3 protein-coding genes are annotated in these 5,513 nt (G+C 61.5%); 2 read left to right on the top strand and 1 reads right to left on the bottom strand.

Features of this window, described 5'->3' with window-relative positions:
* Both rlmKL and DBR24_RS13050 read left to right on the top strand, forming a co-directional pair.
* Positions 1-1,158: bifunctional 23S rRNA (guanine(2069)-N(7))-methyltransferase RlmK/23S rRNA (guanine(2445)-N(2))-methyltransferase RlmL (gene rlmKL / locus DBR24_RS13055; RefSeq protein WP_128614966.1), on the top strand; the 1,158-nt coding region annotated here is incomplete at its 5' end.
* A gap of 145 nt (positions 1,159-1,303) precedes the next feature.
* A complete protein-coding gene (locus tag DBR24_RS13050) occupies positions 1,304-3,685 on the top strand; it encodes a diguanylate cyclase (RefSeq protein ID WP_128614965.1) in 2,382 nt (793 codons plus the stop codon).
* A 140-nt stretch (positions 3,686-3,825) separates the two neighbouring features.
* Here DBR24_RS13050 and dacB read toward each other — a convergent pair whose 3' ends face one another.
* Positions 3,826-5,286 carry a D-alanyl-D-alanine carboxypeptidase/D-alanyl-D-alanine-endopeptidase gene (gene dacB, locus DBR24_RS13040; protein ID WP_128614964.1) on the bottom strand — a complete coding sequence of 487 codons (1,461 nt, stop codon included), beginning with the start codon at positions 5,284-5,286 and terminating at the stop codon, positions 3,826-3,828.
* Positions 5,287-5,513: the final 227 nt, after the last annotated feature.

Here is a 5,513-nt window from a genome sequence, read left to right as displayed (position 1 = left end):
TTCTGGAACGGCGCGCTGCCGTGCAAGCTGCTGCTGATCAAGGTGCTGCCGGATCAGTTCGTCACTGGCGAGCGTCGTACCCCGGAGCAGCGTCAGGCCGAACGCGAACAAGCGGCATACGACCAGACCCCGGACGAGCCGCAAGAGCGCAAGTTCAACAAGAACGGCAACCCGATCAAACCGACGCCCGCTCCGGCCCCGGTGATCGAGCAGCCGCGCTTGAGTGAGGGCGGGCAGATGTTTGCCAACCGCCTGCAAAAGAATCTCAAGGCGATGAGCAAGTGGGTCAAGCGCGAAGGCATCGACTGCTACCGCGTCTACGATGCCGACATGCCGGAATACGCCATGGCCATCGACCTGTACCACGACTGGGTGCACGTCCAGGAATACGCCGCGCCGAAGTCGATCGACCCGGAAAAAGCCTCGGCGCGCATGTTCGACGCCCTGGCAGCGATCCCGCAGGCACTGAATGTCGACAAGAGCCGTGTGGTGGTCAAACGCCGCGAGCGCCAGAGTGGCACCAAGCAGTACGAACGTCAGGCGGCGCAGGGCAAGTTCAATGAAGTGAGCGAAGGCGGTGTGAAGTTGTTGGTCAACCTCACTGACTACCTCGACACCGGCCTGTTCCTCGACCACCGGCCGATGCGCATGCGCATTCAGAAAGAGGCGGCCGGCAAACGCTTCCTCAATCTGTTCTGCTACACCGCGACCGCCAGCGTGCACGCGGCCAAGGGCGGCGCACGCAGCACCACCAGCGTCGACCTGTCGAAAACCTACCTCGACTGGGCGCGCCGCAACCTGTCGCTGAACGGTTTCTCTGACAAGAACCGTCTGGAGCAGGGCGATGTGATGGCGTGGCTGGAAAGCAGCCGCGACGAGTACGACCTGATCTTCATTGATCCGCCGACCTTCTCCAACTCCAAGCGCATGGAAGGCATCTTCGACGTGCAGCGTGATCAGGTGCAGTTGATCGACCTGGCGATGGCGCGTCTGGCAACCGGTGGCGTGCTGTATTTCTCCAACAACTTCCGCAAGTTCCAGTTGGAGGAAAACCTGACCGAGCGCTATGCGGTCGAGGAAATCAGCGCCCATACCATTGATCCGGATTTCGCCCGCAACACCAAGATCCACCGCGCCTGGAAAATCACGGCTCGTTGACACTTGCCAAAGTTGGATCCACAGAGCCTTGATTTTTAAAGGCTCTTGGATCCGTTCAGTGCTAGCCAAATTAATGGCTAATAGCTATAACTCAACTCATGGCCAATGGGGTTTCCCCGGAACACTGGCGTAGTGAGTTGCCTTTATGTCGTTGCACCCCGTGCGCCCAAAGATCCTGGGTTTTATCAGCGAAGAAGTCTCGGCCTGGCTGGTCGCGCTGCTGGTATTGCTCGCCGGCGGGATTCTCACGGGGCTGCTCGCCTGGGCCACCCTCAACCAGTTCCATCAGCAATTGCGTCAGCGTTTTCAACTGCTGGCCAATGAACGTTACAGCCGCATCGAAGAGCGCTTTCAGGATCAGGAGCAACGCCTGGATGGCCTGCGCCGCTTCTTCGCCAACTCCGAGTCGGTGTCCCGCGCCGAATTCGACGGTTATACCCGCCCTCTGTTGCTGCGCACCCAGGCCTATTCGTTTGCCCTGCGGGTCAGCGGTGCCGAGCGCGCCGCGTTCGAGCAGCGCGTGCGTGACGAAGGCCTGAGCACGTTTACCATCCGCGAACTTAATGCCCAGGGCGAGTTGCAACTGGCCGCGATCCGCGACGAATACGTGCCGGTGCTGTACAGCCAGACCCAGAGCCGTCTCGGCTCGCCGTTGGGCTACGATTTGCTGGCCCAGCCGCTGCGCCGCGACACCTTGCAGCGCGCGGACAAGCTCGCCAGTCTGGCGGTGTCGCAACCGATGCATCTGGTCAGCATCGAGCCGTCTTACGCCCGCGGCGTGCTGCTGGTGGCGCCGGTGAGCCGCGAGGGCCAGCCGCGACCGTTCGGCTACGCGATGGCCGTGATCAGCATGCGCCAGTTGCTGGCCGACGGCTTGCCGGATGCGTCTCATGACTACCTGTCGGTGCGCATCCTCGATCTGTCAGTCACTGATCAGCATGAGGTGCTGTTCGAATCGACCAACGAGCCGGCGGCCAGCGATTTGTCGGCCACCCGTTTACTGCGCATGGCCGATCACGATTACCAGGTGGACATCCTGCCGAGCGAAGCCTTTATGCAGGCCAACCATTCGTCGGTCGGCAGTGTGGTGATTCTCGGTGGTTTGCTCAGCCTGCTGCTGAGCGCCTTGCTGTATGTGCTGGTCAGCCAGCGCCAGCGTGCCTTGCGCATGGTTCAGTTGCGCACCCAGGAATTGCACGAGCGCGAACAGGAGTTGCGCGGCACCCACGGCCAGTTGCGCGGGGTGTTGAACGCCGCGACCCAGGTGGCAATCATCGCCACTGACCTGCGCGGGGTGATCAACACCTTCAATCCCGGCGCCGAGCAGATGCTCGGTTACAGCAGTGCCGATGTCGTCGGCCACATGACTCTGGAAAACCTGCACTTGCCCCGCGAGTTGAGTGCGCGGGCGGCGGAATTGAGCGCGCGTTATGGCAAAAGCATTCCTACCTGCCATGCGATGTTGGTCGAGGGCGGTGAAGTCGGTGGCCACGAAGCACGCGAATGGACGCTGGTGCGCAGCGATGGCAGTCATCTACCGGTGAACATGCTCGCCACCCCGGTACTGGATGAGCAGGGCTTGTGGGTCGGCCATCTGGCGATTTGCATCGACATCACCGAGCGCAAGCGTGTGCACGAAGTGCTGGCGGCGCGGGACGTGTTGCTGAAGAAGCTCAGCGCCCACGTGCCCGGCGGCATTTATCAATTCAAGATGGAATTCGACGGGCGTTTCAGCGTGATCTACGCCAGCGACGGCATCCGTGAGATCTACGAGCTGGAACCCGACGTGTTGCTGTTCAATGCCGAGGCAATCTTCACGCGTATTCATCCGCAGGACGTCACCCGCGTACGCACCTCGATTCGTGCCTCGGCGGACAGCCTCAGCCCGTGGCGCGAGGAGTATCGCGTGCAATTACCCGAGCGCGGCCTGCGTTGGGTGCGCGGCGAGGCGACCCCGGAGGAACTGCCGGGCGGCGGCGTGTTGTGGCACGGCTACATCTCGGATATCTCCGACCTGAAGCGGGTGGAAGAAGAATTGCGTGCGCTGTCGGTAACCGACTCGCTGACCGGGATTCACAACCGGCGCTATTTCCAGGAGCGCCTGACCACTGAAATGGCTCGCGTCGAACGGGGCGGCGGCGAGTTGTCGGTGATCATGCTCGACATCGACCATTTCAAGCGCATCAACGATCAGTATGGTCACGCCATGGGCGACCGGGTGTTACAAGCGGTGTGCGAGCGCATTGGTCATCGCTTGCGGCGTACCGATGTGTTTTGCCGCTTGGGCGGCGAAGAGTTCATGGTGCTCTGCCCGGACATCGACGGTGAACATGCGTACATGCTGGCGGTGGAGTTGTGGCAAGGCTTGCGCAGTGCGCCGGTGGATGTGGTCGGGGTGGTGACGGCGAGTTTCGGCATCGCCAGCTGGCGGCCGGGGGAGGGCGCGGATGCGTTGCTGCTGCGGGCGGATTCGGGGGTGTATATGGCAAAGCAGCGCGGGCGCGATCGCGTCGAGCAGATGAGTTAGGCCGCGACGCGGTTCCCCTGTGGGAGCGAGCTTGCTCGCGAAGGCGGCGTGTCAGTCGCCAAAAATACTGACTGAACTGACGCCTTCGCGAGCAAGCCCGCTCCCACAAAATCTAAAGATCGCAGCCTGCTTTGGGCGGCTTAGAGCGCCGAAGCGGTCTGCGGCAGTTTCGGTTGCTTGTACAGATCCAGCAGCACCTGATCCAGCACCGACGATGCGCCAAACGGCGCCTTGTCGTTGAGGATCGCCACCACCGCCCAGGTATTGCCATTGACGTCGCGGCTGAAGCCGGCAATTGCACGCACGGTGTTCAGGGTGCCGGTCTTGACGTGGGCTTCGCCGCGCATCGCTGTGGTTTTCAGGCGTTTGCGCATGGTGCCATCGGTGCCGGCGATCGGCATCGAGCTGATGTACTCGGCGGCATACGGGCTGTGCCACGCCGCTTGCAGCATGTTCGCCATCTCGCGGGCGCTGACGCGTTCGGCACGGGACAGGCCGGAACCGTTCTCCATCACCAGATGCGGCGCGGTAATGCCTTTCTTCGCCAGCCACTGACGTACTACGCGCTGCGCGGCTTTGGCGTCATCACCGTCGGCGTCGTTGCGAAAGCGCTGACCGAGGCTCAGGAACAGTTGCTGGGCCATGGTGTTGTTACTGTACTTGTTGATGTCGCGGATGATTTCCGCCAGATCCGGCGAGTACGCACGGGCCAGCAGTTTGGCGTTGCCTGGCGTCGCGCCGAGACGATCCTTGCCTTGAATGCTGCCGCCCAGTTCTTTCCAGATCGCGCGCACGGCGCCGGCGGTGTAAGTCGCGTGGTCGAGCAGCGACAGGTAGGTCTGCGAATTGCAGCCTTCGCCCAACTGGCCGGCCACGGTCACGTTGACGCTGCCATCGGCCTGCGTCACCGGGTTGTAGCGCACGCCGCCGGTGCATTGCTTGGAGGGCAGGGCCTTGACGGTGTTTTCGATATGGATGCTGGCAATCGGCGGTTCCACCGAAATCAGTACCCGACCACCGTCATTGCGCGCGACGAAGCGCAGGGCCTTGAGGTTGACCAGCAGCGAGTCGGGCTTGACCAGAAACGGTTTGTTCTCGTCGTTGCCGTCGTCGTTGAACTCGGGCAGTTGTGGCTGGATGAAGAAGCTGCGGTCGAGGATCAGATCGCCGGTGATCTGGGTCACGCCGTTGGCGCGCAGGTCGCGCATCAGCAGCCAGAGTTTTTCCATGTTCAGTTTCGGATCGCCGCCACCCTTGAGGTAGAGGTTGCCGTTGAGGATGCCGCCACTGAGGTCGCCGTCGGTGTAGAACTCGGTTTTCCACTGATGGTTGGGGCCGAGCATTTCCAGCGCCGCGTAGGTGGTGACCAGTTTCATGGTCGAGGCCGGGTTGACCGACACGTCGGCGTTGTACACGGTCGGGTTGCCCGGGCCGTCGAGCGGGATCATCACCAGCGACAGCGCGTTTGGCTGCAATTTACTGGCCTTGAGGGCTTTTTCGACGTTGGGGGTGAGGGCGGTATTAAGGGTGGCGGCGGAAACAGGCAGGGCCAGCGGCAGAAGAAGGCCGGCGAGAAACAGTGGACGCAACGATTTGATCATATGAAATAAAACCCTGCAGAAGAGGGGAAAAATAACGAGGACATGGATGAAAAAGCCCTCAGTGGTCATGAAAGTGTCGGCATTATGCCCCAAGGTTCTACAGCTTGTGCCTTGTCCGGGCCGGCCAATAGGTTATTTTTTTACAGGCGGTCGGCTTCAGGGGCCAGAGAGTCGGGCAATCGACGCCTTAAACTGGTAAAGTGCCGGCCGTTAATACTTAAGAGGAT

This window comes from Pseudomonas sp. HMWF006, assembly GCF_003061205.1.
Classification (GTDB): domain Bacteria; phylum Pseudomonadota; class Gammaproteobacteria; order Pseudomonadales; family Pseudomonadaceae; genus Aquipseudomonas; species Aquipseudomonas monsensis.
The sequence above is the reverse complement of the archived record's forward strand: the minus strand, read 5'-3'. Positions and strand labels throughout refer to the sequence as shown.